This is a genomic window from Polaribacter sp. Q13, from assembly GCF_016858305.2.
In the GTDB taxonomy this organism is placed as follows: Bacteria; Bacteroidota; Bacteroidia; order Flavobacteriales; family Flavobacteriaceae; genus Polaribacter.
The window spans coordinates 3391883-3415078 of sequence record NZ_CP074436.1; the positions used below are offsets into that span (position 1 = coordinate 3391883).

21 protein-coding genes and 2 tRNA genes are annotated in these 23196 nt (G+C 30.9%); 6 read left to right on the forward strand and 17 right to left on the reverse strand.

Features of this window, described 5'->3' with window-relative positions; all coding sequences use genetic code 11:
* Positions 1–353: 353 nt before the first annotated feature.
* The 7 genes from JOP69_RS14330 to JOP69_RS14360 form a co-directional block, all read right to left on the reverse strand.
* Positions 354–1865, reverse strand: a complete 1512-nt coding sequence (locus JOP69_RS14330; RefSeq protein WP_203394834.1) for an OmpA family protein — start codon at positions 1863–1865, stop codon at positions 354–356.
* Between the two features lie 68 nt (positions 1866–1933).
* Positions 1934–3058: a 2-amino-4-hydroxy-6-hydroxymethyldihydropteridine diphosphokinase gene (folK, locus tag JOP69_RS14335; RefSeq protein ID WP_203394835.1), complete on the reverse strand. Its 1125-nt coding sequence runs from the start codon at positions 3056–3058 to the stop codon at positions 1934–1936.
* Between the two features lie 120 nt (positions 3059–3178).
* Positions 3179–5410 carry a polyribonucleotide nucleotidyltransferase gene (locus tag JOP69_RS14340; protein WP_203394836.1) on the reverse strand — a complete coding sequence of 744 codons (2232 nt, stop codon included), beginning with the start codon at positions 5408–5410 and terminating at the stop codon, positions 3179–3181.
* Positions 5411–5689: 279 nt separating this feature from the next.
* On the reverse strand, positions 5690–5959 hold the full coding sequence (gene rpsO, locus JOP69_RS14345; RefSeq protein ID WP_203394837.1) for a 30S ribosomal protein S15: 270 nt from the start codon (positions 5957–5959) through the stop codon (positions 5690–5692).
* 194 nt (positions 5960–6153) lie between these two features.
* Complete coding sequence (accD, locus tag JOP69_RS14350) at positions 6154–7011, reverse strand: acetyl-CoA carboxylase, carboxyltransferase subunit beta (RefSeq protein WP_203394838.1); 858 nt, start codon at positions 7009–7011, stop codon at positions 6154–6156.
* Between the two features lie 164 nt (positions 7012–7175).
* The gene (gene fbaA, locus JOP69_RS14355; RefSeq protein ID WP_203394839.1) at positions 7176–8243 is read right to left on the reverse strand and encodes a class II fructose-bisphosphate aldolase; all 1068 of its coding nucleotides are present in this window, start codon (positions 8241–8243) and stop codon (positions 7176–7178) included.
* Between the two features lie 101 nt (positions 8244–8344).
* The gene (locus tag JOP69_RS14360; RefSeq protein WP_203394840.1) at positions 8345–10861 is read right to left on the reverse strand and encodes a BamA/TamA family outer membrane protein; all 2517 of its coding nucleotides are present in this window, start codon (positions 10859–10861) and stop codon (positions 8345–8347) included.
* 69 nt (positions 10862–10930) lie between these two features.
* On the opposite strand from JOP69_RS14360, the gene JOP69_RS14365 reads away from it, so the two are divergent.
* Entirely contained in the window at positions 10931–11662 is a 732-nt protein-coding gene (locus JOP69_RS14365) for an RNA methyltransferase (RefSeq protein WP_203394841.1), read from the forward strand.
* An 81-nt stretch (positions 11663–11743) separates the two neighbouring features.
* Here the strand turns inward: JOP69_RS14365 and JOP69_RS14370 are convergent, their stop codons facing one another.
* The 5 genes from JOP69_RS14370 to JOP69_RS14390 form a co-directional block, all read right to left on the reverse strand.
* The gene (locus JOP69_RS14370) at positions 11744–12463 is read right to left on the reverse strand and encodes a porin family protein (protein ID WP_252191121.1); all 720 of its coding nucleotides are present in this window, start codon (positions 12461–12463) and stop codon (positions 11744–11746) included.
* Positions 12463–13194: a bifunctional demethylmenaquinone methyltransferase/2-methoxy-6-polyprenyl-1,4-benzoquinol methylase UbiE gene (gene ubiE / locus JOP69_RS14375; RefSeq protein WP_203394842.1), complete on the reverse strand. Its 732-nt coding sequence runs from the start codon at positions 13192–13194 to the stop codon at positions 12463–12465. Before ubiE ends, JOP69_RS14370 begins: the two co-directional genes overlap by 1 nt.
* 150 nt (positions 13195–13344) lie before the next feature.
* Entirely contained in the window at positions 13345–14250 is a 906-nt protein-coding gene (locus JOP69_RS14380; RefSeq protein ID WP_203394843.1) for a NifU family protein, read from the reverse strand.
* A gap of 134 nt (positions 14251–14384) precedes the next feature.
* On the reverse strand, positions 14385–15770 hold the full coding sequence (locus JOP69_RS14385; RefSeq protein WP_203394844.1) for an OmpP1/FadL family transporter: 1386 nt from the start codon (positions 15768–15770) through the stop codon (positions 14385–14387).
* A gap of 45 nt (positions 15771–15815) precedes the next feature.
* Positions 15816–17096, reverse strand: a complete 1281-nt coding sequence (locus JOP69_RS14390; RefSeq protein WP_203394845.1) for a hypothetical protein — start codon at positions 17094–17096, stop codon at positions 15816–15818.
* Positions 17097–17251: 155 nt separating this feature from the next.
* Between JOP69_RS14390 and proS the strand changes: the two genes are divergently transcribed.
* From proS to rpsT (JOP69_RS14415), 5 genes are all read left to right on the forward strand, one after another.
* Positions 17252–18730, forward strand: coding sequence for a proline--tRNA ligase (gene proS, locus JOP69_RS14395; protein WP_203394846.1), 1479 nt, complete (start codon positions 17252–17254; stop codon positions 18728–18730).
* A gap of 94 nt (positions 18731–18824) precedes the next feature.
* Positions 18825–18896: transfer RNA gene (locus JOP69_RS14400), tRNA-Glu, on the forward strand.
* 33 nt (positions 18897–18929) lie between these two features.
* A complete protein-coding gene (gene rpsT / locus JOP69_RS14405) occupies positions 18930–19181 on the forward strand; it encodes a 30S ribosomal protein S20 (protein ID WP_203394847.1) in 252 nt (83 codons plus the stop codon).
* Positions 19182–19552: 371 nt separating this feature from the next.
* A tRNA-Glu gene (locus JOP69_RS14410) sits at positions 19553–19624 on the forward strand.
* A gap of 38 nt (positions 19625–19662) precedes the next feature.
* A complete protein-coding gene (gene rpsT, locus JOP69_RS14415; protein WP_105050263.1) occupies positions 19663–19914 on the forward strand; it encodes a 30S ribosomal protein S20 in 252 nt (83 codons plus the stop codon).
* Positions 19915–20128: 214 nt separating this feature from the next.
* Here rpsT (JOP69_RS14415) and JOP69_RS14420 read toward each other — a convergent pair whose 3' ends face one another.
* The 5 genes from JOP69_RS14420 to JOP69_RS14440 form a co-directional block, all read right to left on the reverse strand.
* Positions 20129–20353, reverse strand: coding sequence for a transposase (locus JOP69_RS14420; RefSeq protein WP_203393863.1), 225 nt, complete (start codon positions 20351–20353; stop codon positions 20129–20131).
* 22 nt (positions 20354–20375) lie between these two features.
* A complete protein-coding gene (locus tag JOP69_RS14425) occupies positions 20376–21224 on the reverse strand; it encodes a transposase (RefSeq protein WP_368377975.1) in 849 nt (282 codons plus the stop codon).
* A 124-nt stretch (positions 21225–21348) separates the two neighbouring features.
* On the reverse strand, positions 21349–21702 hold the full coding sequence (locus JOP69_RS14430; protein ID WP_203394059.1) for a transposase: 354 nt from the start codon (positions 21700–21702) through the stop codon (positions 21349–21351).
* 12 nt (positions 21703–21714) lie between these two features.
* Complete coding sequence (locus JOP69_RS14435) at positions 21715–22596, reverse strand: transposase (RefSeq protein ID WP_368377976.1); 882 nt, start codon at positions 22594–22596, stop codon at positions 21715–21717.
* A gap of 124 nt (positions 22597–22720) precedes the next feature.
* Complete coding sequence (locus JOP69_RS14440) at positions 22721–23074, reverse strand: transposase (RefSeq protein ID WP_203394059.1); 354 nt, start codon at positions 23072–23074, stop codon at positions 22721–22723.
* Between the last annotated feature and the right edge of the window lie 122 nt (positions 23075–23196).

Here is a 23196-nt window from a genome sequence, read left to right on the forward strand (position 1 = left end):
TATTACTTAATAAAAAAGGGTTGTCCAAATTAATTTGGACAACCCTTTTTTATTTAAGTTATTCTAATGGGCTTTAATTGTTAGATTCTATAAAGAAATCTCTTAAACAGAAACGAATACGACATACCCGGTTTTTTGTTATTTATAGATGTATTTTGATGAGGTAAATTTAGCAACTTAAAAATATAGATAAAGCTATATAGGTCTTTTTTTTACTAAATTTTTTAGTGAAATACTAGTTTTCTGTTTATACTTTATTGTGAGTGTCGTTGGTTTATTATGAGACAGTGTTATAAAAAAAAAGAGGCTACATTAAGTAGCCTCTTTTTTTGAATTAGATTGTGATTAATTAATTATTCATCAATTCTTTCTACAGTCCCAATAGCATCTATTGGTTTAATTTCAACTCTTCTGTTTAGTTGTCTTCCTCCAGCATTATCATTAGAGAATTTAGGTCTTGATTCACCATATCCTTTTGGTTCTAATCTTTCGCTAGAAATACCTTGTCTTATCATGTATTTTCTTACACTTTCTGCTCTTCTTTGAGATAAGTACAAGTTGTATCTATCACTATTTCTATCATCTGTATGACCTTCAATAACAAACCTTACATCTGGTATTTTTTTCATTAACATAACGATTTGGTCAATAGTACTATAAGATATTAATTTAATTACATCTTTATTAGTATCAAAGTAAATACTTGTTGCTAACAACCCAATTTGTTGTGTAATGTTAACAGGTGGTACTACTTCTTGTTTAGGACAACCTTTGTTTTCTACTGGACCAGGTGTATTTGGACATAAATCTTTAGCATCCATAACTCCATCTCCATCCGTATCAACATTTAAAGGACAACCTTCATTAGATATAGGACCATATTCTAGTGGACATTTATCTTTGTAATCTGGTAATCCATCTCCGTCTGTATCTATAGCCTGACCATTACCATAAACCATCGCTCCTATAGGTGTGTTTGGTTCTACATCTAATTGATCCATTACACCGTCATTATCTGTATCAATGATTTTAAATTCTGCTCCAGCAGGCTTGTCGGCAACCCAAATAATATATTCTTTTTTCTTTCCTAATTTTAGAACTACACCTAGGCTCGTTACAAAAAAGTTTTCCCAATTTTGTTTGTTAGAAATCGCAGCATCTAAATGATCTTCATGGTTGAAATACATACCAGTTCTAAATTCTAGATCTAAGCGTCTGCTTAATTTTCTTTTTATACCTAGTTGTGCAGATAAATAGATTGAACTTGCTTCAGATACGCTATTTCTTTCTGGGTTATATCCAAAATCTGCATCTGAAATCTTAGTGTAAGATCCATCAGAGTTTCTATCAAATAAAGCAGAATCGTATTGGTGATATCCAACACCAAAATATCCAGAAACATTCCATTTTCTAGCTTGTCTTCTATAAAGATTAGAAAAACTTACTATTAAATTTAATTCGGCACCATAGGCAGTACCTTCAAATTTCATGTTATCTCTATTAACTGTGGTTGGGACATACTTAAGATCGTACGTATTTGAGAAATATTGAGCTCCACCGGACATTTTAGTGTAAGTGGCTTTAAATTCAAGTCCTAATACTGGGTTAAACATTTTATCTACATAAACATAACCCCCAAAATTCCAGTAGTTGGTATCATCACTAGTACCAATTGAACGTAAATCTCCATGCATAATGAAATTACTGAAACCACCAGCTATTGCCCAGGTATTGTTTTCTTTTATAATATCACTACCTTTTACTTCAGTACTGTCTTTGTATATAATATTTTTTTCATTCTTTTGACCGAATGATTGTGCAATTATAAAACTGCTAAATAGAATAAATAATATAATTCTCCTCATTTTTACTTTGAATTTTTGTTTTTAACTATAATGGGGGAATGATCCCGCAAAAATATAATATTATTTTTTTAAAAATGCTTAATTGTGTTAATAATTTTAAGATAGTCCTTTTTATTAGCTACGAAATCCATTTCTGACACATCTATTATTAGTGAATTTAGATTTTTTTCTGTTTTAATAAAACTTTTATATCCATTATGAATTTTTTTTAGATATGCCGGTTCAATTTTTTGTTCATAGTCTCTGCCTCTTCTTTTAATGTTTTCTAAGAGTCGTTCTGTATTTTGAAATAAATAAATATATAAATCTGGTTTTGTAATTTCTTTATACATTAAATCGAACATTTTTCTATACAGTAAGTACTCTTCTTTTTGTAATGTTACTTGGGCAAAAATTAAAGATTTAAAAATATAGTAATCTGATATAATAAAGTTCTTAAATAAGTCAAATTGTGCTAAATCATCTGTGAGTTGTTGATATCTATCGGCCAAAAAACTCATCTCTAATGGAAATGCATAGCGTTCTTTGTCTTCGTAAAATTTTGGTAGAAAAGGGTTGTCTGCAAAACGCTCTAAAACGGTTTTAGCATTAAACTCTGTAGAGATTAGATTTGCTAAAGTTGTTTTGCCTGCTCCAATGTTTCCTTCTATAGCAATATAGTTATATTTTTCAGATATAGGGATTGGTCTTTTTAGTGCTTCATTCACTTTTATAATTTCAGATGTATCGTCACAACCCTGTATACATATTGAAATTTGTTTTTTTTCTATGGGATGTATTACTGTTGGGGCTATTTCAGACAAAGGAATTAGTACAAATTTACGCTGTAACATTTTTGAATGTGGAACGATCAAAGTTTTAGAGAAGATAATAAGATCTTCAAATAACAATATATCAATATCTATATTTCTATCTTGATAGCCTTCTTTTGTAGATCGTTGCCTACCTAGTTCATTTTCTATGTTTAATAAAGAACTCATTAAAGCTTCTGGTTGTTGATTGGTGGAAACTTTAATGCAAATATTATAGAAATCATTTCCATCAAATCCCCAAGAAGGTGTTTTGTAAATGGAAGATATTTTTAGAATACCACCAATATCGTCAGCTATTAAGTTAATGGCATTTTGTAGGTTTTCAAGTTTGTTTCCTTGGTTTGTTCCTAATGATAAATATGTAGTATGTTGTATGTTCATTGTTGAGTGCAAAGAAAATAAAAGCATTTTACAAAACCCCTATAAACAAAAAAAATCGCCAAAATTAATTGGCGATTTTTAATACTATTTTTAGATACTGAAACCAGTTCAGTAAAATATTTACTCTTCTTTTCTAGGAGCTCTAGGTTTTCTATCGTCTCTACGATTGTCTCTACCTCTGTTATCACGTCCACCAGAACGTTTATCATCTCTTGGTGGTCTTTCAACAAAACCTTCTGGTTTTGGTAAAATTGCTTTTCTAGAAACTTTTTCTTTACGTGTTCTTGGGTCTAAACCAAAGTATTTTACATCTAAAATATCTCCCATCTTAACAACATCAGAAACATTATCTGTGCGTTCCCAAGCTAATTCACTTACGTGTAATAAAACTTCGTTACCGGGAGCTTCAGTATATTCTACAACAGCACCAAAATCTAACATTTTGATCACTTTTACTTCATATACAGAACCTTTTTCTGGTTTAAATAACATAGACTCAATCTTAGCAATAACTGCTTCGATTCCTTCTGGTTTAGTTCCTAAAATTTCGATAATTCCTTCTTCTGTTACAGGATCTTCAGTAATTACAATTGTAGTTTCTGTTTCTTTCTGTAATTCTTGAATGTTTTTACCTCCTGGTCCAATAAAAGCACCAATTAATTCATTAGGTATTCTTCTATTCACCATTTTAGGAGCATGCGCTTTTACTTCTTCATTTGCAGCAGCAATTGTATCTGTAATTTTACCTAAAATATGAAAACGACCATCTCTTGCTTGTTTTAGTGCATTTACTAAAATTTCGTAAGAAAGACCTTTTACTTTTATGTCCATTTGACATGCTGTAATTCCTTCTGAAGTACCTGTTACTTTAAAATCCATATCTCCTAAGTGATCTTCATCACCTAAAATATCAGATAAAACAGCATAACGATCTCCGTCAGAAATTAATCCCATAGCAATACCAGAAACTGGTCTTATCATTTTAACACCTGCATCCATTAATGCCATTGTACCAGCACAAACAGTTGCCATAGAAGAAGAACCGTTAGATTCTAATACTTCAGATACTACTCTTACTGTATAAGGGCAATCTGCAGGAATCATTCCTTTTAATCCACGTTGTGCTAGGTTACCATGACCAACTTCTCTACGAGATGTTCCTCTTAATGGTCTAGCTTCACCTGTACAAAAAGGAGGGAAGTTATAGTGTAAATAGAAATTTTCTTCACCTTCGTAAGATGGCATATCTATTTTCATTGCATCTCTAGAAGTTCCTAAAGTTACAGTTGCTAAGGCTTGTGTTTCTCCACGAGTAAAGATAGAAGAACCGTGTACTGATGGTAAGTAATCTACTTCACACCAAATTGGTCTAATATCTGTTGTTTTACGTCCGTCTAAACGTAAACCTTCTGATAAAGTTAATTCTCTAACTGCTGCTTTTTGAGATTTATTGAAATATCTTCCAACTAAATCACCATAGTCAGCTAATTCTTCTTCAGTAAATGCTGCTTTTACTTCTTCTTTTATGTCTGCAAAAGCATTAGTACGTTCTACTTTAGAAGTTCCTTTTTTAGCAATTGCATAACACTTATCGTATGTAAGTTCATTAATTTTAGCTGCTAATTCTTCATCTTCTCTTTCTCCTTGGTATATTCTGGTTTCTTTCTTACCAAAAGCTTCAGCTAATGCAACTTGAGCAGCACACTGAACTTTAATAGCTTCATGGGCAAATTTAATTGCATCTGCCATTTCTTCTTCAGAAATTTCATCCATTTCACCTTCAACCATCATTACAGAATCTGCAGAAGCTCCAATCATCATGTCGATGTCAGATTCTGCTAATTGTGCTCTGTTTGGGTTGATAACAAATTCTCCGTTGATACGACCAACTCTAGCTTCAGAGATAGGGCATTCGAAAGGGAAATCTGATAATTGAATAGCTGCTGACGCCGCTAAACCTGCTAATGCATCTGGCATAACATCTTCATCATGAGACATTAATTGAATCATTACCTGTACTTCTGCATGGTAATCTTTAGGGAATAAAGGACGTAAAACACGGTCTACTAAACGCATTGTTAATACTTCTCCATCACTAGGTCTTGCTTCTCTTTTAAAGAAACCACCAGGATAACGACCTGCAGCCGCAAATTTTTCTCTATAATCTACTGTTAGTGGTAAAAAATCAACGTCAGATTGTTTGTAGTTAGAAACTACCGTACATAATAACATTGCTTTACCCATTTGAACAACAACAGAACCGTGTGCTTGTTTTGCTAATTTACCGGTTTCTAACGAGATAGTTCTACCATCTCCAAGGTCTATAACCTCTCTAAATACTTTTGGAATCATAAATTTAAATTCTAAATTTTTAATTTGTTTGTTGTTGTGTTGTTGTACGTTGTTGCAATGGAAATTCAAAAATGCTGTTACTATTTTTGATTTTTTTTTCTGCCTTCGCAGAAATGTGGTTAATTAATTTAACCTTTTTATATAGATTCTGTTTGTTAGTCAGAATAAATTACTTTTTAGTTTCCCACTTTCGTGGGATTAAAACCTAGCATTTGTAATAAACTAAATAGGTTTTAAAATAAAAAAGAGGCACGTTTATAGAGCCTCTTTTTGTAAGAATTATTTTCTAATTCCTAATTCTGCGATAATTGCACGATATCTTACAATATCAGTTTTCTTTAGATAATCTAATAAACTTCTACGTTTACCAACTAACATTACTAATGAACGCTCTGTGTTATAATCTTTACGATTATTTTTTAAGTGCCCAGTTAAATGGTTGATTCTGTGCGTAAATAATGCGATTTGACCTTCTGAAGAACCAGTATCGTTTTTTCCTTTACCGTGTTTTTCGAAGATGCTTTCTTTTACTTCTTTAGTTAAATACATTCCAATATTATTTAAATGATTATTATGTACATCAATGATAATTTCATTGAAGCTGCAAAGATATAATTATTTTTTTAATTTGGAATAGTAAAAAGAACACATTATTCATCTCTCTAAGAGATGTAAAGTAATCTTTTTAATTGTTTGTAATAAAAAGATTACTTCGTTTTAAGAGCTTATAGTAACGAGTTGTTTTATGCTCTAACAGGTATATTTTGTATTAAGTCGATATACAAATTAATCTGTTTTTTTAAATTTTTACGTTCGTAAATTGCATCTAAGAAACCGTGTTCTAAGACAAATTCAGATTTTTGAAAACCTTCTGGTAAGTCTTTACCTGTAGTATCTTTTACAACTCTTGGTCCTGCAAAAGCAATTAATGCATTTGGTTCTGCAATATTAATATCTCCCAACATAGCGTAAGATGCAGTTGTACCACCGGTTGTAGGGTCTGTACATAAAGATATGTAAGGAATGTTTACCTCTGCTAATTGCGCTAATTTAACAGATGTTTTTACCATTTGCATTAAAGATAAAGATGCTTCCATCATTCTTGCACCTCCAGATTTAGAAATCATTAAAAATGGAATTTTATTTTTTATTGAATAATCGATAGCTCTTGCTATTTTTTCTCCAACAACAGATCCCATTGATCCACCAATAAAAGCAAAATCCATTGCTGCAATTACAAGGTCTTTTCCTAAAGATTTTCCTACAGCCGTTCTAACAGCATCTTTTAATTTGGTTTTTTCTTGTGCGGCTTTTAATCTTTCTGGGTATTTTTTTGTGTCTTCGAACTTTAAAGGATCTTTAGAGGTAAGATTTGGGTCTAATTCTTTAAACTTATTTTCATCAAAAAATAATTCGAAATATTCTTTACTACCTATTCTTACATGATAACCGTCTTCTGGACTTACATATAAGTTTCTTTTTAATTCTTCTGTATCTATTATTTTTCCACTAGGTGTTTTGTACCATAACCCTTTTGGAGTATCTTTTTTATCTTCTGTAGAAGTTTGTATTCCTTTATCCGTTCTTTTAAACCAAGCCATACTTGTTGTTGTGTTTTAGGTTATTTCTAAATTTATGTAAAAAAAATTAGAACCGCAAATGTAAAAGTTTTTTCTTAAAAGTATCCTTTTTGATCTCTAAACTCATAAAAAAAGCACTTTGATTTTAGTCAAAGTGCTTTTAAAAAGTATTTTAGAGATATCTTTTATAAAGTATCTACGTTGTTTAAGTCAGAAAATGCTTGTTTTAAACGTGTAATAAAAGTAACTTCACCTTCACGTAACCATTTTCTTGGGTCGTAATATTTTTTGTTTGGAGATTCAGGTCCATCAGGGCTTCCAATTTGAGATTTTAAATAATCTGCATTTTTACCCATATAATCTCTAATTCCGCTCATAAAAGCATATTGCATATCAGTGTCAATGTTCATTTTAATAACACCATAACCAATAGCTTCTCTAATTTCTTCTAAAGAAGAACCAGATCCTCCGTGAAATACAAAATCGATATGGTTTTCTTCAACACCATATTTCTTAGTAATAAATTCTTGAGAATTTTTTAAGATTTTTGGAGTTAATTTTACGTTTCCTGGCTTGTAAACACCATGAACGTTACCAAAGGCTGCAGCAATTGTAAAATTACTACTTACTTTAGATAACTCTTCGTAAGCATAAGCAACTTCTTCTGGTTGTGTATATAATTTAGATTCATCAACATCACTATTGTCAACACCATCTTCTTCACCACCTGTAATACCTAATTCAATTTCTAAAGTCATACCCATTTTACTCATACGAGCTAAATATGTTTTACAAATTGCTATATTTTCTTCAATAGGCTCTTCAGATAAATCTATCATGTGAGAGCTATATAAAGGTTTACCAGTTTCTTCAAAATGTTTTTCTGAAGCATCTAATAATCCGTCTATCCAAGGTAATAATTTTTTTGCACAGTGGTCTGTATGTAAAATAACAGGAACTCCATAAGCTACAGCTAATTCATGTATGTGTTTTGCACCAGCAATACCACCTGCAATTGCAGCTTTTTCACCTTCATTAGATAAACCTTTTCCAGCATTAAATTGTGCACCACCATTAGAAAACTGAATAATTACAGGAGCATTTAAATCTCTTGCTGTTTCTAAAACACCATTAATAGTGTCAGATCCAATAACGTTTACTGCTGGTAAAGCAAATCCTTTTTCTTTTGCATATTTAAAAATAGCTTGTACTTCTGATCCAGTTGCAACACCTGGTTTTATATTATGACTCATCTTTTTGTATATTTTAATCGTTAATTACTCATCAAAAGTACTAAAAATACCGATGAATCTAAGTATAAAATAACGAAAACGTTATAGGTTTTATTACAATTTTAGAAGGGGTAGTTAATACCAATATTATAAACAGCATTTGCAAAATTGTAGTTTTTAAGCCATTTATTGCCAGTTAAATAGGGTTCGTAGGTTTTAAAGCCTACGTCTAAACGTAAAATTAAAAAACTAAAGTCGAATCTTGCTCCAAATCCAGAACCGACAGCAATATCTTTTAAGGACGATAAGTTATTAAATTTTGATGCATCTTCTACAAAACTAGAACCTGTAATATCCCAGATATTTCCGGCATCAATAAATAAGGCTCCTTTTAGCTTGCTAACTACATTAAATCGATATTCTGCACTTGTTAAAAATTTTAAACTACCAACATTATACTCTAAACCGCTATTTGTATTTCCAGGACCTAATTCATAAGTTTGCCAAGCTCTAATGTCATTAGAACCTCCTGCAAAATAACTTTTTGTAAAAGGAATATCAGAATTATCATAAGGGATAATTGCACCTAAAAAACTTCTAATTCCAAATACTGAAGTTGCACCAACATCCCAAAACTTTTTGTACTCTATGTCTGTTTTAAAGTATTGTGCTAATGGTATTTTAGCAAATGTTTTTTTATCGTTAGCATTCGTTTCTTTAGATATTAATCCTAAAACATTCCCCGAATTTGAAAGTCTTATTTTAAAAAAAGAGAAATTATTGTCACTAGAATTTACTTGATTATTATAGGTAAAGGAATAGGATAGCACAGGTATTAAAAAATCTGATGTTATAATATTATACCTATTTAAAATATTTAAAGCCGTATTGTATTCTTCAGAATTTGTAGTTTTAAAGCTAGTGTCATTAGCTACCTTTTTCATAAAATCTAACGCTTCTGGTACTTGTGTGTTTATATCTGTAGAAAGTGGATAATTGGTAATGTTAGTAATATTCTTTGCGATATCATAAGCTTCGGCAACATCGTTTAGGTTAGAGAATTCAGAGCTATATATGTCAAAATAACTATTAATGTTTAAATTTTGAATGTATTGCGTATTTAAAATTTCTAATTGAATTGTTTTTTTTGCATTGTATTTCCATCTGTAGTCAGACAAAAAAGTGAATGTTTGTCGATCTAAACCTATGTTTTTTTGAAAACTAGAGCCAATAGAAAATAAAGTTCTAGGAGACATTTCTTTAGGAACCAATTTGTTTAAACCAAAAGGAGCAATAAGTCTTGGTATTTCTAAAGAAGCATCTGCACCAACCTCCCAACCAGGACCATTATTTGAATTAAAATAAGAGCCTAAAACAGATAGTTTTAGTAATTCGGCTCCTCTAAACGCGTTTCTATTGGTGATAGAAAACTTAGCAGAAGTACCAATTTCTCTAATATTAGAATGTGTTATTTCTGTTTCTAAGCCTAAAGTGTATTTTTCTATAGGTGATAACTTTACAAGCATTTTTAATTCATCGTCTGTTCCGGCAATTGGTATAAATTCTATATTGGTGGATTTAAAGTTGTTAAGTGATTTTAAATGATTTCTTGTTAAGTTTCTTAAGGTGTCTTTATAGACACTTCCGGGTTTTAAAAAAATGGATTGCGATAAGTATTTTGGGTTGAATTTGTTTCTACGATGTGCTAAAAACTGAATGCCTTTATAGTTTATGGAATCTAAATAAGGTTCTCCTTTTCTTGTAAAAGAATAATCTGTATAAACATTTACTTCGGTTACCTTTTGTACTTGATAAGGTTTGTTTATATATTGACCGTGCTGTTCTTCTTCTAATTGACTTCCAGAGATTAAGAAATCTACATTTGTTTTATAGTCTGTTCTTGTTGAGTCTACATAAAAACCTAAGGCAGATTCATTAAAATTATAAACTCCGTTGTTTCTAAAAAGTTTTAAAACTCTGCTCGCTTCATTTCTAAAGGTAATGTCGTTGTATTGATTTCCAGATTTTAATAGGGATGGTGTGTTGGCGCTTTTATAAATAGAATCTAATACCGGAGATTCTATTTTAAAGTTTATGGTATCTAAAAGTGTTGGTTTTCCTTTGGTTATTCTATAGGCAACTGTTGCTTTTTTACTAATAGAATCTCTATCTATTTCTGAGGTTACCTTCGTTTTAAAAAAACCTTGATTTTTGTAATATGTTAGTAAGTTGTTTTCTGTATTTTTTACTTTTCTATTATTAACAATAACGGGACCTTGATAATTTAAAAACCATTTATTTATCCCTATAAAAGATTTTGCGTAGGCAATACTTTGCTTTTCAGAAAAAATATTTTTTATAAAATTATAAGAATGAGGATTTTTTTTACCCCATTCAGATGGTGTTTTAGGTTTATTAGGATTTCCTATATTATGAAAATACAAACCAATGGGTAAATTTAAAAACTTTGGATTTGGTTTCTGTAGTATGTATTTTTGTATATCATTACCATTATTTCTAACGCTATCAACATAAATATAGTTTTGAGTAAGCATGTGTTCATCTTCCGCTACATGCTTTGTTGAATTACATGAAACTAAAATGAGTAAGAATAAAAATGATAAAGAAAGTTTTTTCATTAATTTAGCAGTGCTATCAAATTCAAAAATAGTATTTTTCGGCGGTTTATTTCCAATTACAATCAATTAATGAGTATCTCAAAAAATCAATTTAAGTTAATAACAAGTTTATCTCAAAAAAAGTATAGACAAAAGCATCAATTATTTATAGCGGAAGGTATAAAAGTGGTGCAAGAGCTTTTAAACTCTTCGTTTGAGGTTGAAACTCTTTTTTGTACAGATGACTTTTCTTCGGATATTTCTGAGTCGCAAATAATTAGAATTTCAGAGGCTGATTTAAAGAAAATTAGCAATTTAAAAACGCCTAATAAAGTTTTAGGAATTTTTAAAATTCCTGATAAAAAACCTCTTGTAGATAGCGGTTTAATAATTGCTTTAGATGCTATAAATGATCCCGGAAACTTAGGTACTATTATTAGGTTATGCGATTGGTATGGGGTAGATGAATTAATTTGCTCTAAAGATACTGTAGATTGTTACAATCAGAAAGTAGTGCAAGCAAGCATGGGGTCTTTAACTAGAATCTCTATTCGTTATGTAGATTTGGTAGAATACTTATCAGAAACCCAAAACCCAACTTTTATTGCCGATATGGATGGTGAAAATGTGTACAAAACAAGTTTACCAAAACAAGGAGTTTTGATAATGGGAAATGAAGCAAATGGTGTATCAGAAGAAATTAAAAAGTTAATTACTCATAAAATTTCTATTCCAAGATTTGGTAAAACTCAAGAAACCGAAAGTTTAAATGTAGCCACTGCAACGGCAATTTTGTTGAGCGAGTTTAAGAGGAATTTTTAGTTAACAGTCTTAGATAGAATACTCTTACAAGGTTTTAAAAATGTTGTAGGTATAGAGTTTTTATTTGTGAAATAATAATATTTACTCAAAAGACAAGGTAAGAAAGACTCCACGAGTTGCCATATAGTTTATTGGTGCTGTATATGGACTACTCTTTCCTCCAAAAGAACTAGGGTTATCTTTTTTTAATTCACTAGGTAAAGCAAAAATACCACGAATAGAAGGTGAGAATTTAAAGTAGTATAGGTAAATGTCTATACCAACTCCAACTTCATACATGTAATTATGTGTAGTTGTTCTAAATTGACTTTGTTCATTATCATCTTGATTAGCTTCATTACTAGAGAAATTATAGTTGTAAGAAACTCCGGCTAGTACATAAGGGCGAATATTTTTATATCTATCTGTACTAAATTTAAAAATTAATGGAATATGTAGGTAAGTGGAACTCACTTCTCTAACACTATCTTGAGGAGTATTTAAATGATTAAAATAAATTTTCTTTGAGTTGGTCATTAAACCTGGTTCTAAACGTAAGTTTAGATTTTTATGCAAACGTAAATCTGCAATTAACCCTACATTAAATCCAGTCGAAGGTTCTACTGTAATATTTGCATCTGGTATTCCAGAATTATTATTGTAACTAATTTTAAAATCATTCTGATTTAAACCAAGATAAAAACCGTAATGTATTTGTCCTTTATCAAAAGTTGGTAAGTATTCTACTTTTTCTTTTTGCGCAAAAAAAGCAATAGAAGTTAATAGGAAAAAACCGAATATTATAAATTTCTTACTCATCATTATTTACTTGCGGTATAAATTGTGGCAACTCCAAATGTTACGGGTGTATCTTTTGTATGTGTAAACCCGTTTTTTTGTAAAATATTGTTGAAAGCTTCTCCAAAAGGAAAAGAATTTGCAGATTCTGATAAATATGAATAGGCAACTTTATCTTTAGAAAACAATTTACCTACAACAGGTAAAAATAAATTAGTATATAATTTATACCCTTGTTTAAATGGAAATTTAACTGGGTTAGATGTTTCTAAAATAACCAAAACACCTGTTGGTTTTAGAACTCTTGCAATTTCTTTAAGCCCTTTATTTAAATTAGCAAAATTTCTTACACCAAAAGAAACCGTAATAGCATCGAAAGTATGGTCTGCAAAAGGCATTTCTTCAGAATCGCCAACAACCATTTCTATTTTATTAGAAAGATTAGCTTTGGCAATCTTTTGTTTTCCAACTTCTAGCATACCTTCAGAAATATCTAAACCTACAATTCTGTCAGGGTTTAAAGCTGCCATCATAATAGCTAAATCTCCTGTACCTGTAGCAATGTCTAAAATTTGTTTTGGGTTATTTTTCCCAACAATTTTCACTACTTTTTTACGCCATTTAACATCAATTCCTAATGAAATTACTCTGTTTAAACCATCGTAATTTTCAGAAATGTTATCAAACATTTGAGCAACTTGTTCTTTTTTGCCAAGTTTAGAATCTTTGTAAGGGTTTATTTTTTCTGCTGACATAAATAAGCCCACCTTAATCCTCTCGAAGAGAGGAAACTCATAGCGTGAGCAACTGTGTTTTTCTGTTTATATAAAATTAACATTCTGTATTCCCTTAACCTTTATTTTTTTCCCCTTTGGGGAAATGTCTTTTAGGACAAAGGGGCTTTTTCACCCATTAATTGCTACTACTTCGTTAATTTGATTTGGTAACATTTCTTTTAGTAAACTTTCTATTCCGTTTTTTAAAGTAGCTGTAGAAGAAGGGCATCCACTACAAGCACCTTGTAAAACCACGTGTACTATTTTTCGTTCTTCATCATAACCACGGAAAGCAATGTTTCCACCATCACTTGCTACTGCAGGTTTTATATATTCATCTAAAATATCAGAAATCTGTGCAGAAATACCTTCTAATTGTACTTGTGGTGTAACTACTTTATTTTCTGATGTTGTTTTTTCTTCTGTTGGAAGTTCTTTAATAATGGTTTTTCCAGCAACTAAGTATTCTCTAATAAAAGTTCTTACTTCTGCAAATACATCACTCCATTCTACCATGTCATATTTGGTAACAGAAACATAATTATCAGAAATAAATACTTCTTTTACAAATGGAAAATTAAAAATAGCTTGCGCTAAAGGAGATGATTTACTAGCCTCATCTATATTTTTATATTCAACATCGGTTTGAGTTAAAGATTTGCTACTTCCAAATTTCATTACGGAAGGATTTGGAGTAACCTCTGCATATACCTCAATGGCTTCTTTTTTAGAAATTGGAGATTCTTGTACAACAACTCCATCATCATTTAAATAAGCTTCAATTTGCTCTTTTACTTCTTCTTGTACGTCTATCCATTCTAGAATGTCATAGCGTTGTACAGCTATAAAATTTGCTGTAATAAAAATCTTTTTAACAAAAGGTAAGTAGAATAATTGTTGTGCTAAAGGTGAGTTTTTAGCCTCATCTATATTATTGTATTCATAACTTCCTCCATTTATTAAAATTTGATTGGTATTAAATTTTATAATGGTATTATTTGTGGTTTCTTGAATTGTGATTTTTACGTCTTGCATGGTGCTAAAAAAATTGAATTGCAAAATTAAGGGAAAAAAGGGAAATAGAATTGTTTTTGATATGTTAAATAAAAACCCGCTTGCGGATATTAGTTGTATCTACAAGCGGTGTTTTTATTGAGTGTTATTTTCGTTTACAAATTAAAGCTAATAGATGCTGTAATTGTTTTATTGTCTATTTCTATTTCTGATGGATTTACGTCTGTAATAAGGTTTGAGTAAAAATTATATACACCAGTTCTATTGTTGTCGCTAAAAGCAAAGTCTAATTTTATATTACCAAAGTTGTAACCTGCACCTAAAGAATATCCTTTTAAATTATCTGAACTCAAAGCAGCTTTATTAGGGTCTTGCTCAAATTTATAACCACCTCTTACGCTAAATCTATCCATACGCCATTCTGTACCTATGTTAAAAGAATGTGTATTTCTTAATTCGTTTTCAAAAAACTGATTTTCGATTGTAAAATCACCGTTAGATAATTTTATGTTTTTATAATTTCTGTTGATGTAATCTAAACTGATTAAACCATCTTTTCCGAAAATAAAAGCGGCACTTGCGGTTATTTTACTCGGTGTTTTTAATTTATAAGAGATAAATTGACGAGGATTGTTTTCAGAAAAGGAGTAAACTTCATCCGGGAAAAAAGCTGTTTCTCCAATATCAATATTGCTGTCTTGGTTGTAATTTGTGTCTTGTAAGATTTCTGTATACCAAGTTGGTGTTTGATAAGCTAAACCAAATCTAAAATTTTGATTTGCTTTATAAATAAAACCTGCGTTTGCAGAGAAACCTGTTCCTGATGTAAGATTTTCTTGATATAATTCTACGTCAAGGATATTTCCATCTTCGTCACTATTTAACTCCGTTAAAACAGATTGTTGAGTGAAATTTAAATCATAGAAATTAAGACCTAAACCTATATATAATTTGTTTTTATGAACTGATGAAAAAGCGATGTTTAACTCTGTTGTTTCTCCGTTGTAATTTGTATCGAATAGTTGTCCATCTGTGTAGTTATATAGTGTATTTTGAACACGTGGATTTGTGTCGAATTTAGTAACGGCCTCATTTCCTTGAGCTGAAAAGCTGTTTTCAAAATCTTTAGTAATTCTATAGTTAAAACCAATTGCAAATTTACTCCAATCGGATTTGTATGCGCTATCAAAAACTAAAACTGCACCAGCATGAGAAAGATTAAAAAATTGATCTTGAGTTGTTATTTTTTTTCTATCATTAAAGCTAGCGTCTCCATAAGCGGCACTTGTATCTGTATTTCTAGAATTAATGGTTCCTGTAAAAGAACTATTTGTAAAGACAGCAATACCTGCAGGGTTTACACTCATTGAAGAAATATCTCCTCCTAATGCTCCAAAAGCACCACTCATAGCTGTAAAACGAGCAGAACCGTTATCATCATTTTGAGAAAATAAAACGCCTAAATCTTGATAACCTAAAGATTGAGAATAAGACGTAACTGTTGCTACGAATAAGATCGTTGTTATTATAAATTTTTTCATACTAATATTTGTTTGTAATCTTTTAAAGAACATAAAACTAATTCACTACCCTCTTCTTCTAGATGAACTGGAAGATGAACTTCTAGAGCTGCTACTGCTTCTACTAGGGGTACTTCTTGTAGATGATGATCTAGAGGAAGATGAGCTTCTTGTAGAAGGAGTGTATGTGTTACTCCTGCTAGAAGACGTAGTAGTAGAGCTTCTTCTTGGTGAATAACTCGTTGACGTATTTCTTGTTGAACTTGAGCTTCTAGGCGGTGTAGTTCTGCTAGTGCTTCTTGTAGAGGTATTTGAACTTCTTCTTGCTGTTGATGCGTTAGAATTTCTAGAGCTACTAGGCGTAGAAGATCTTCTTACAACGACAACTTGTTTGTTATTTCTGGTGTTTGTGTTGTTGTTTACACTAGCGCTATTTCTTCTAGTACTAGAACTACTTCTAGTTCCAGAGCTACTTCTTGTACCAGAACTTCTTCGTGTAGAAGAACTGCTTCTAGAACTTCTAGTGGGTGAGGTGCTTCTTCTATTGGTTGTAGAATTTCTACTAGGAGATGTTGTTGTGCTACTTCTCCTGCTAGATGTACTTGTAGGTTGTCTATTGGTAGATGTGCTTCTTCTGCTTGTTGTAGCAGTTCTACTTCTAGAATTAACGGAGCTATTTCTTCTATATGTTGTGTTGTTTGTAGATCTTCTTCCGTAATTGTTATTTCTGTACGTACGATTAGTGTATCTATTGTTATAATTTCTATAAGGGCTAGAGTATCCGTAATAATAAGGTTGATAATAGTAAGGAGAATAGAAACCTACATTCCAAGCATTATAATTATGGTAAGGATGCCAATAAGGATTGTAATTCCAAGCGTAACCTCTATAGTTCCAGTTTCTGTAACCCCAAGTATCATAATAATTATAACCATAATAATTATTCCAATAAGGACTTTCAATTACATTGATATTTACTGAGACATCGTTATTGTCATTTTGTCCCCAAGGTTGGTTAGCTTTGTAATTTAATGTTTCATCAATATCTTCTTCATCAATATAAATAGTGTCTACAGAATTATAATTATCAACATCTGTAAAAACATCATTATTATCTACATTTTCTAGGCTGTTTAGTTTGTTTAAAAAATAATTATCGTTGTAATCATCATATTCATCCTCGTTAGCATAGATAACTTTCTTGTTGTTACTATTTACAGTCTCATCGCCATAAATACCATCATCATTATAAGCACTTTGATAGGTACCACAAGAAACCAATACTAAACTAGTGGTTAGTAAAAATAAGAGTTGGTTTAGTTTGAAATTTATATATCGAGGTTTCATAATGAATATATTTAGATGAATACTTATTTTATCAATTAAATGTAGTTAAAACTCTTTAAATTATAGTAGTTTTGTCCTGTTTTTGTATAATATAACGAATTTTTAACAAACATTTACACAATAAAGGGTGCAATATTTGTGCCAAACTTTTGATTATGAGTAAACATTTAACAAAAAGAGCCGACGATTATTCCAAATGGTATAACGAGTTAGTAGTGAAGGCAGATTTAGCTGAAAATTCTGCAGTTAGAGGATGTATGGTTATTAAACCTTATGGTTTTGCCATCTGGGAAAAAATGCAAGCAGAACTAGATAGAATGTTTAAAGAAACAGGACATGAGAATGCTTATTTTCCTTTATTTGTTCCCAAAAGTTTGTTTGAAGCTGAAGAAAAAAATGCAGAAGGTTTTGCTAAAGAATGTGCAGTAGTAACACATTATCGTTTACAAAATGACCCTGATAATCCGGGAAAGTTACGAGTAGATCCAGAAGCTAAATTAGAAGAAGAATTGGTGGTAAGACCAACTTCTGAAGCAATTATTTGGAATACTTATAAAGGATGGATTCAGTCTTATAGAGATTTACCTTTACTAATAAATCAATGGGCAAATGTGGTTCGTTGGGAAATGCGTACACGTTTATTTTTACGTACCGCAGAATTTTTATGGCAAGAAGGGCATACGGCTCATGCTACAAAAGCAGAAGCTGTAGTGGAAGCAAAGCAAATGCAAGATGTGTATGCGGAGTTTGCAGAAAATTTTATGGCGATGCCCGTAATTAAGGGAACAAAATCGGATAGTGAGCGTTTTGCAGGTGCAGATGATACGTATACCATTGAGGCTTTAATGCAAGACGGAAAAGCTTTGCAAGCAGGTACAAGTCATTTTTTAGGACAGAATTTTGCAAAGGCATTTGATGTTAAGTTTACTTCTAAAGAAGGAAAACAAGAATATGTTTGGGCTACTTCTTGGGGTGTATCTACACGTTTAATTGGTGGTTTAATTATGACGCATTCCGATGATAATGGTTTGGTACTACCTCCAAAATTAGCGCCAATACAAGTGGTAATTGTTCCAATTTATAAAGGAGATGAGCAATTAGCAGCAATTTCCGAGAAAATGAATGTAATTGTAAAAGAATTACGATTAAAAGGAATTTCTGTTAAATTTGATACAAGAGATACTTATAGACCAGGAGCTAAGTTTGCAGAGTATGAGTTAAAAGGAGTGCCAGTAAGAATCGCTATTGGAAATAGAGATCTAGAAAATGGAACTTTAGAAATTGCAAGAAGAGATACTTTTGAAAAGCAAATAGTAGCCCAAGACGATGCTGTTTCTTTTATTGAAAACCTTTTAGAAGAAATTCAGGATAACTTATACAAGAAGGCAATAGATTTTAGAAAAGAACATACAACGGTTGTAGACGATTTTAAAGAATTTAAAAAGGCTATAAAAAATACTGGTGGTTTTGTGTCTGCACATTGGGATGGTACAGAAGAAACAGAAGACAAAATAAAAGAATATACAAAGGCAACTATTAGATGTATACCTAATGATGCTAAAGAAGAAATAGGTGTCTGTGTTTTAACAGGAAAGCCATCTTCTAGAAGGGTGCTTTTTGCAAAAGCGTATTAATTTCGAAAAAAAAATGTTTTTTTTCGAAAACTATTGTGAGAATTAAAAAACATTGTATATTTGCACCCGCAATTAGGATATTCTTAATTGTTCTGGTCCGTTCGTCTAGGGGTTAGGACGCATGGTTTTCATCCATGTAACACGGGTTCGATTCCCGTACGGACTACAATGTTTTAATAAAAAAACAAATTAAGGTATTATGGCAAATCATCAGTCAGCATTAAAGAGAATTAGAAGTAACGAAGCTAAAAGGTTACGTAATAAATATCAGCATAAAACTACACGTAATGCTGTTAGAGATTTGCGTTCTGCAGAAGATAAAAAAGATGCAGAAACTAAATTAGGTAAAGTTATTTCTATGTTAGATAAGTTAGCTAAGAATAACATTATCCACAAAAACAAAGCAGCTAATTTAAAATCTAAATTAACAAAGCACGTAAGCGCAATGTAATTAGATTTAATAGCTAAAAATTTAAAACTCTAAATAGTAATATTTAGAGTTTTTTTGTTTTATGTAGCATTTTTACTTAAAATATTTGATGGATTTATAGTATTAGTTTTTTTAAAAACTAAATTAAGAACTTACTTCTTATTATAAGAAATACATATTTGGTATTTTCTTTTTCTTAATAGAAAGATTATAAGAAAATATAAATATTGATTAAATGTAATTATATCAGTATGTTAAGGTGTTTTTTTCTTTTAATTTAGGACCGTTAAGTATTTGTTTTGAAAAAAATAGTAAATTTTATTATGATTACTTGCAGGAATTAAAAAACATTGTATATTTGCATCCGCAATTAGGATATTCTTAATTGTTCTGGTCCGTTCGTCTAGGGGTTAGGACGCATGGTTTTCATCCATGTAACACGGGTTCGATTCCCGTACGGACTACAAAGTTTTAATATAAAAAACTAAATAAATTAAGAATTATGGCAAATCATCAGTCAGCATTAAAGAGAATTAGAAGTAACGAAGCTAAAAGGTTGCGTAATAAATATCAGCATAAAACTACACGTAATGCTGTTAGAGATTTGCGTTCTGCAGAAGATAAAAAAGATGCAGAAACTAAATTAGGTAAAGTTATTTCTATGTTAGATAAGTTAGCTAAGAATAACATTATCCACAAAAACAAAGCAGCCAATTTAAAATCTAAATTAACAAAGCACGTTGCTGCAATGTAAGATTTTAAAAGCATTAAAACTTAAAAGCTCTGAATGAAAATTCAGAGCTTTTTTTTTGCTCTAAATTTAAAGAGGGTAGTTATGGATCAAGTCCAAAAGTTGTGAGTATTTAGTAGTATGGGATCAACACAAAAAGTTGTGGGATTTAGAAATTAGGCATAAATATTTGAGAGTCTAAAAAGGGATCAAGTCAAAAAGTTGTGGGATTTAGAAATTAGGCATAAATATTTGAGAGTCTAAAAAGGAAAAATTTGATGTTTCTAACACCTCTAAATTGTGCTCTAAAGGCTTTAATTTTAGCATTAAAAGATTCTGCAGAAGCATTTGTGCTTCTATTGTCAAAATAGTTGAGTATATTCTGATAATGTACAGACATTGTTCTAGCAATGCTATTAAAGCTTTTAAACTTTGCTTGTCTTACCTTTTCATGGATCAACACAAAAAGTTGTGGGATTTAGAAATTAGGCATAAATATTTGAGAGTCTAAAAAGGAAAAATTTGATGTTTCTAACACCTCTAAATTGTGCTCTAAAGGCTTTAATTTTAGCATTAAAAGATTCTGCAGAAGCATTTGTGCTTCTATTGTCAAAATAGTTGAGTATATTCTGATAATGTACAGACATTGTTCTAGCAATGCTATTAAAGCTTTTAAACTTTGCTTGTCTTACCTTTTCATCCCATTTAGCAAGTCTAATTAAGGCAACAGTTTTATCTTTTGTTTGATTATAAATCCAGGATAAGTTTTGACATAAATTATATGCCTTTTCTATATCTGGATAATTTTTAAAAAGTATTTCAGCTCTTTCCTGTTGGGTGTTAGTCCACTTGTTACTAGATTTATATAATAGATATCTACTCCTAGCTAATAATTGTTTTAGAGTATCTCCATTTGGTAGTAGTTCAGGAACATATTTTAAGGAGTTGTTTTTAGCGTTTTCTATGGCGTCGTTTTCTTTATCTATTGCTTCCCAACGATGTTTAATTCTTATTTCTTGCAAAGCATCTAAAGCTAATTTTTGTACATGAAAGCGATCTATAACTAATACAGCTTTTGGAAATGATTTTTTAACGATTAACCCCATGTTTCCTGCCATGTCTAAGGTTACTTCGATTACTTTTTTCCGTTGTTTTAAAGCTATTTTATGAAGAATTCTAATAACATCTTCAGCTTTAGTACCTTTAATCATAGCGAGTAAAGCACCTTTCTTTCCGTTCGCATTTTTATTAGTCACGATAGTATATAAATCTCCATTAGAAAATGCTGTTTCATCTATGGAAAGATAACTTCCAATATTTTTAGGAAAAAGCAACCATTGTTCAGCATGCGGTTTTTGGTTCCATAGCTTAAAATCACTTAAATAATCTTTGTATTGTCTCTGTAAGCTCCTTGGGTTAACTCCGTAAAAGTTAGCGACGATACTTGTGCTTGTGGCGTTATTGTTGACTGATTTGTTTTAAAAAAGCAGCAAATTCACTAGTAATCCTAGTGCCTTTTGCTACTAATTGCCAATCTCTTACAACTACTTTCTTAGAACTTTCTTCCACCCAACGTCGTCTAATAACATGTAGAAAAACGTTTTTACCTCGGATTGGAAAATCTTGAATAGTCGCTTCAGGAAAAAAGCCTTTAGAACTTAATTTTAATCCTTTAAATTCTTCTGGAATCGTATTCAATTCGGTGAAATAGAAATGTAGTTCTCCATTTTTAACTTCATGTTTAGTGAGTTTAAAATAGTCTATAAGTATTTCTGGTAGTAATAATTTAGCAAGTTCAATTGAAGTATCCAAAATAGAAAGAATTTAAAAGTCAAAGTTCTTCTTTTTTAGTTTACTCCACAACTTTTTGTGTTGATCCCTAAAAAGGAAAAATTTGATGTTTCTAACACCTCTAAATTGTGCTCTAAAGGCTTTAATTTTAGCATTAAAAGATTCTGCAGAAGCATTTGTGCTTCTATTGTCAAAATAGTTGAGTATATTCTGATAATGTACAGACATTGTTCTAGCAATGCTATTAAAGCTTTTAAACTTTGCTTGTCTTACCTTTTCATCCCATTTAGCAAGTCTAATTAAGGCAACAGTTTTATCTTTTGTTTGATTATAAATCCAGGATAAGTTTTGACATAAATTATATGCCTTTTCTATATCTGGATAATTTTTAAAAAGTATTTCAGCTCTTTCCTGTTGGGTGTTAGTCCACTTGTTACTAGATTTATATAATAGATATCTACTCCTAGCTAATAATTGTTTTAGAGTATCTCCATTTGGTAGTAGTTCAGGAACATATTTTAAGGAGTTGTTTTTAGCGTTTTCTATGGCGTCGTTTTCTTTATCTATTGCTTCCCAACGATGTTTAATTCTTATTTCTTGCAAAGCATCTAAAGCTAATTTTTGTACATGAAAGCGATCTATAACTAATACAGCTTTTGGAAATGATTTTTTAACGATTAACCCCATGTTTCCTGCCATGTCTAAGGTTACTTCGATTACTTTTTTCCGTTGTTTTAAAGCTATTTTATGAAGAATTCTAATAACATCTTCAGCTTTAGTACCTTTAATCATAGCGAGTAAAGCACCTTTCTTTCCGTTCGCATTTTTATTAGTCACGATAGTATATAAATCTCCATTAGAAAATGCTGTTTCATCTATGGAAAGATAACTTCCAATATTTTTAGGAAAAAGCAACCATTGTTCAGCATGCGGTTTTTGGTTCCATAGCTTAAAATCACTTAAATAATCTTTGTATTGTCTCTGTAAGCTCCTTGGGTTAACTCCGTAAAAGTTAGCGACGATACTTGTGCTTGTGGCGTTATTGTTGACTGATTTGTTTTAAAAAAGCAGCAAATTCACTAGTAATCCTAGTGCCTTTTGCTACTAATTGCCAATCTCTTACAACTACTTTCTTAGAACTTTCTTCCACCCAACGTCGTCTAATAACATGTAGAAAAACGTTTTTACCTCGGATTGGAAAATCTTGAATAGTCGCTTCAGGAAAAAAGCCTTTAGAACTTAATTTTAATCCTTTAAATTCTTCTGGAATCGTATTCAATTCGGTGAAATAGAAATGTAGTTCTCCATTTTTAACTTCATGTTTAGTGAGTTTAAAATAGTCTATAAGTATTTCTGGTAGTAATAATTTAGCAAGTTCAATTGAAGTATCCAAAATAGAAAGAATTTAAAAGTCAAAGTTCTTCTTTTTTAGTTTACTCCACAACTTTTTGTGTTGATCCGTAGTATGCGTAAATATTAGTTAGTCTAAAGAAAAGGAATACTATGTTTCTAATA

What these genes read in the sequence shown, in the direction of transcription:
- JOP69_RS14340 (WP_203394836.1), bottom strand. Translation starts at nt 5,410, where the DNA reads ATGATTCCAAAAGTATTTAGAGAGGTTATAGACCTTGGAGATGGTAGA.
- JOP69_RS14390 (WP_203394845.1), bottom strand. Translation starts at nt 17,096, where the DNA reads ATGAAACCTCGATATATAAATTTCAAACTAAACCAACTCTTATTTTTA.
- JOP69_RS14370 (WP_252191121.1), bottom strand. Translation starts at nt 12,463, where the DNA reads ATGATGAGTAAGAAATTTATAATATTCGGTTTTTTCCTATTAACTTCT.
- JOP69_RS14365 (WP_203394841.1), top strand. Translation starts at nt 10,931, where the DNA reads ATGAGTATCTCAAAAAATCAATTTAAGTTAATAACAAGTTTATCTCAA.
- rpsT (WP_105050263.1), top strand. Translation starts at nt 19,663, where the DNA reads ATGGCAAATCATCAGTCAGCATTAAAGAGAATTAGAAGTAACGAAGCT.
- folK (WP_203394835.1), bottom strand. Translation starts at nt 3,058, where the DNA reads ATGAACATACAACATACTACATATTTATCATTAGGAACAAACCAAGGA.
- rpsO (WP_203394837.1), bottom strand. Translation starts at nt 5,959, where the DNA reads ATGTATTTAACTAAAGAAGTAAAAGAAAGCATCTTCGAAAAACACGGT.
- accD (WP_203394838.1), bottom strand. Translation starts at nt 7,011, where the DNA reads ATGGCTTGGTTTAAAAGAACGGATAAAGGAATACAAACTTCTACAGAA.
- JOP69_RS14330 (WP_203394834.1), bottom strand. Translation starts at nt 1,865, where the DNA reads ATGAGGAGAATTATATTATTTATTCTATTTAGCAGTTTTATAATTGCA.
- ubiE (WP_203394842.1), bottom strand. Translation starts at nt 13,194, where the DNA reads ATGTCAGCAGAAAAAATAAACCCTTACAAAGATTCTAAACTTGGCAAA.
- JOP69_RS14385 (WP_203394844.1), bottom strand. Translation starts at nt 15,770, where the DNA reads ATGAAAAAATTTATAATAACAACGATCTTATTCGTAGCAACAGTTACG.
- JOP69_RS14380 (WP_203394843.1), bottom strand. Translation starts at nt 14,250, where the DNA reads ATGCAAGACGTAAAAATCACAATTCAAGAAACCACAAATAATACCATT.
- rpsT (WP_203394847.1), top strand. Translation starts at nt 18,930, where the DNA reads ATGGCAAATCATCAGTCAGCATTAAAGAGAATTAGAAGTAACGAAGCT.
- proS (WP_203394846.1), top strand. Translation starts at nt 17,252, where the DNA reads ATGAGTAAACATTTAACAAAAAGAGCCGACGATTATTCCAAATGGTAT.
- JOP69_RS14360 (WP_203394840.1), bottom strand. Translation starts at nt 10,861, where the DNA reads ATGAAAAAACTTTCTTTATCATTTTTATTCTTACTCATTTTAGTTTCA.
- fbaA (WP_203394839.1), bottom strand. Translation starts at nt 8,243, where the DNA reads ATGAGTCATAATATAAAACCAGGTGTTGCAACTGGATCAGAAGTACAA.